The sequence below is a fragment of the Synechococcus sp. BA-120 BA3 genome (assembly GCF_034931285.1).
Classification (GTDB): domain Bacteria; phylum Cyanobacteriota; class Cyanobacteriia; order PCC-6307; family Cyanobiaceae; genus Cyanobium.
Map to the genome: position 1 here is coordinate 1 of NZ_JAYGHZ010000183.1, position 1,217 is coordinate 1,217.

Annotated in this window: 2 protein-coding genes; both read right to left on the bottom strand. The window is 70.3% G+C overall.

Annotation, left to right across the window (positions count from 1 at the left end; translation table 11 throughout):
- Nucleotides 1–81: 81 nt before the first annotated feature.
- The gene (glyQ, locus tag VB737_RS07110; RefSeq protein ID WP_254948314.1) at nt 82–960 is read right to left on the bottom strand and encodes a glycine--tRNA ligase subunit alpha; all 879 of its coding nucleotides are present in this window, start codon (nt 958–960) and stop codon (nt 82–84) included.
- A 62-nt stretch (nt 961–1,022) separates the two neighbouring features.
- On the bottom strand, nt 1,023–1,217 hold a 195-nt coding region (locus VB737_RS07115), incomplete at its 5' end, for a class I SAM-dependent methyltransferase (protein WP_500312222.1).

Here is a 1,217-nt window from a genome sequence, read left to right on the forward strand (position 1 = left end):
GGCAGGGCCAGATGGCCCGCTCGGTGAGGCGGCCGGCCTGGAAGGCGCCGACCACCAGCACCGCCACCAGCAGCGTGCGCTTCACGCCGGCGGCGCGTCCAGCAGCGGGAAGCCCAGGGCGCGGCGCTCCTCCAGCCAGGCTTCGGCCACCTGCCGCGCCAGGTGGCGGATGCGGCCGATGGTGGCGGTGCGCTCGGTCACCGAGATCACGCCGCGGGCCTCCAGAAGGTTGAAGGTGTGGCTGCACTTGAGCACGTGGTCGAGGGCCGGGGCCGGCAGGCCGGCCGCCACCAGATCGGCGGCCTCGGCCTCATGCAGGGCGAACAGCTGCAGCAGACGTTCGGGGTTGGAGGCCTCGAAGTTGTAGGTGCACTGTCCCTTCTCGAACGGCAGCCAGATGTCGCCGTAGCTGCGCTCAGCGTTCCAGCGCAGGTCCCAGATGCTCTCCACATCCTGGAGATACATCGCCAGCCGCTCCAGGCCGTAGGTGATCTCGATCGACACCGGCCGGCAGTCGAGGCCGCCGCACTGCTGGAAATAGGTGAACTGGGTCACCTCCATGCCGTCGAGCCACACCTCCCAGCCCACGCCCCAGGCGCCGAGGGTGGGGGACTCCCAGTTGTCCTCCACGAAGCGGATGTCATGGTCGGCAGCGTGGATGCCGAGGGTTTCGAGCGAAGCCAGGTAGGTCTCCTGGATGGCATCGGGCGAGGGCTTGATCAGCACCTGGTACTGGAAGTAGTGCTGGGCCCGGTTGGGGTTGTCGCCGTAGCGGCCATCGGTGGGACGCCGGCAGGGCTCGGGATAGGCCACCGCCCAGGGCTCCGGGCCGATCGCCCGCAACACCGTGTGGGGGCTCATGGTGCCGGCGCCCTTCTCGGTGTCGTAGGGCTGCAGGATCAGGCAACCCTGGTCGGCCCAGAACCGGTTGAGGCTGGCGATGATGTCCTGGAAGAGCATGGCGGGCCGGTCGGGTACGGGCCAGGACGGCAGGGAAGTCGGCTTGATGCTGCCAGATCGCCTCAGGCCTGCAGCTCCAGCAACCCCATCAGGCCGCCGGCCAGGGGGCGGTGGCGGGTCGTGGTGAAGCCGGCGGAGCGGGCCAGCTGCTCCTGGGCCGCTCCGGTGGGGAAGCGGGCCAGGCTCTCCTCCAGCCAGGCGTACTGCTCGGGCAGGCCCACGGCACGGGCGGCCGGCACCACCAGGCGGCGCAGGTA

Bases quoted from the DNA above. Each gene is read 5' to 3' on its own strand.
- glyQ (WP_254948314.1), bottom strand. From the start codon at position 960: ATGCTCTTCCAGGACATCATCGCCAGCCTCAACCGGTTCTGGGCCGAC.